Origin of the sequence: Nonomuraea turkmeniaca (genome assembly GCF_005889735.1) — a bacterium.
Lineage (GTDB): Bacteria > Actinomycetota > Actinomycetes > Streptosporangiales > Streptosporangiaceae > Nonomuraea > Nonomuraea turkmeniaca.
In genome coordinates this window covers 1-2,102 of record NZ_VCKY01000499.1, presented here as the reverse complement: position 1 = coordinate 2,102, position 2,102 = coordinate 1, and the positions used below count along the sequence as shown (strand labels likewise).

Annotated in this window: 3 protein-coding genes; 1 reads left to right on the top strand and 2 read right to left on the bottom strand. The window is 68.9% G+C overall.

Translation table 11 applies throughout. The features are described from left to right. Positions 1–317 precede the first annotated feature (317 nt). A complete protein-coding gene (locus ETD86_RS54025) occupies positions 318–662 on the bottom strand; it encodes a hypothetical protein (RefSeq protein WP_138674335.1) in 345 nt (114 codons plus the stop codon). A 142-nt stretch (positions 663–804) separates the two neighbouring features. Here ETD86_RS54025 and ETD86_RS54020 point away from each other — a divergent pair, with 142 nt between their 5' ends. Further along, a complete protein-coding gene (locus ETD86_RS54020; RefSeq protein WP_138674334.1) occupies positions 805–1,398 on the top strand; it encodes a DUF1707 and DUF4870 domain-containing protein in 594 nt (197 codons plus the stop codon). 186 nt (positions 1,399–1,584) lie between these two features. On the opposite strand, the gene ETD86_RS59535 is transcribed toward ETD86_RS54020, so the two are convergent. Beyond that, a partial coding sequence (locus ETD86_RS59535; protein ID WP_281287127.1) for a septal ring lytic transglycosylase RlpA family protein occupies positions 1,585–2,102 on the bottom strand: 518 nt, incomplete at its 5' end.

Sequence of the window (2,102 nt, the reverse complement as noted above, 5' to 3'; positions counted from 1 at the left end):
CGCCCGCCGCTTTCGCCCACGACCAGCCGCACGGTCACCGACGCCATGGTGGGCACCCGGGGCCGCGCCGGCGCGCCGGACAGACGAGTGGTGCGCCGCTGAGCGGCGGTGCCGGGCCGCGCCGTCGACCGGTCGGGCTGGGCGGTGTCGTCGCGCCGTTGAGGGGGTGGCGATGCGTGGTGACGCTGTGCCGATTGGGGTGGCGAAGAGGGGTGACGCTGCGTCGACCGACGGCTGGCGGCGACGGATGGTGAACGCCGAACGCGCGGACCGGGACTCGCTACGAGGCCCAGGACGCGCGTAACGATTGGCCGGCGTTACAGGGTGTCTTCCTCGCGGCGGCGGCGCTCGTTGTAAGCACGCAGGCGGGGGGGATACCCGGTCAACTGAACGTCGTACACCGGCAAGGCAAGATCGCGAGCGACCTTGCGAATCACTGCGGGCGACCCGACCCTCCGCCTGGTCCATTCGCCGTCGTCTGCCACCGCCACAGCCGTCGTGTCGGTGGCGAAGGTCTCCGGCTCGACGTAGAACTCGACGCCACGCCGCGAACGGGCAAAGGCGATAAGCGCTTCGATGTCGGCGTCTGTCGCCTCACGGTCGAACTTCGCGACCTTAGGGCCGCGTTGCCGACGAAGGCCGTAGCGGTCTCGCCATCTCATGAATCCTTTTTATACCGTCTGAGGCTCGCGTGCGTCGGGGATGATCTAGGGGACACATCGGGGATTCTCCCGATACCGCCCGCGGCCTTGGGGACGCAGTATGAGGGGGACTGCTCATTATCTAAGGAGAGGCATGGCGACTATGGCTGGGGTACCGAGAACCCCCGGGCCGGGAGAGGTGCCGCCAGCGCATTTGCGGGTCACCAACCAGGACCGAGAGCACGTGGTGGAGCACGTCCAGGCGGCGTACGCGGAAGGCCGTTTCGACAAGCTCGAGTTCGACGACCGCCTGGAGCGCGCGATGACGGCGCGCACCCACGGGGACCTGATGCCCATCATGACCGAGCTGTACGGCACTCAGGTCGTGCCGCAGCTCACCCCCCGGCCCGCTCCGGTCCGTTCGGAGCCGACCTCCGGCGCGCCGGAGAGCAACGAACGTCTCGGCGCGGCCGCCGCCCACCTGCTGGTGCTGCTCGGGATCCCGATCGTCGGCCCGCTGATTCTGCTGCTCACCGGTGGCAAGACGTCGCCCTACATTCGCAGGCACGCCTTGGAGGCGCTCAACTTCCAGATCACGGTGGTCGGCGCGACATTCCTGCTGCCGCTCACCGTCATCGGCGTCGTGCTGCTGCCGGTCATCTGGGTCGCGTCCGTCGTCCTCGCCATTGTGGGTGGCGTTTCCGCACTGTCGGAGAGCAACTTCCGCTATCCCATGACCATTCGCCTGGTCAAATGACCGGCCTTGCCTCATAGCTCGCGTGATCGCGATGTCCATGAACGTGGTCGTCTCCGCCCCTTCCGGGCCGGTGAGACGCGTTCATGGAGATCCTGCGCAGTGACAAATCCGTGAAAGGCCGGCGAGGGGCCGATCACGCGGTGGACGTCCGCCCCGCGCGACGGCGACAGCCTGCATCTGGCCGGCTCAGCGGGCCAGGACCTCGTACCTGACCCTCATGACGCCCGCGCTGGTGTTGCCGATGGTGGCGAACGCGGCGGCGGAGAGGTCGAGGCAACGGCCCCCGGCGTACGGGCCCCGGTCGTTGATGCGGACCGTAACTGATGCGCCGGTGTTGGGGTTCGTCACGCGGACCCTGCTGCCCAGGGGGAGGGTCTTGTGGGCGGCGGTCATGGCGGAGGGGTTGAAACGCTCCCCGTTGGCCGTCATCTGGGGTTCGTCGTAGTACGAGGCGCCGCACGAGCCGGACGAGAGAACGCGGGCCTTGGGCTTGGCGGCCTCGGTCGTGGCCTTGACCGGCGGCTGCGAGGGCTTGGCCGGCTGCTCGGTGGATTTGGCCGATTCCGCGGTGGGTTTGGCCGACGGCTCCGCGGGCTTCGTCGGGTTCGGGTGCGCGGCCGACGGCGGTTTGGGGGCGGGCGTCTTCGGGGTGGATTGGCGGGCGGCTTCGTTGGCCGTCGCCGGTGTGGTGGCGGGGGTTGATC

Coding starts and splice junctions, on each gene's coding strand:
- ETD86_RS54025 (WP_138674335.1), bottom strand. CDS start 662: ATGAGATGGCGAGACCGCTACGGCCTTCGTCGGCAACGCGGCCCTAAG.
- ETD86_RS54020 (WP_138674334.1), top strand. CDS start 805: ATGGCTGGGGTACCGAGAACCCCCGGGCCGGGAGAGGTGCCGCCAGCG.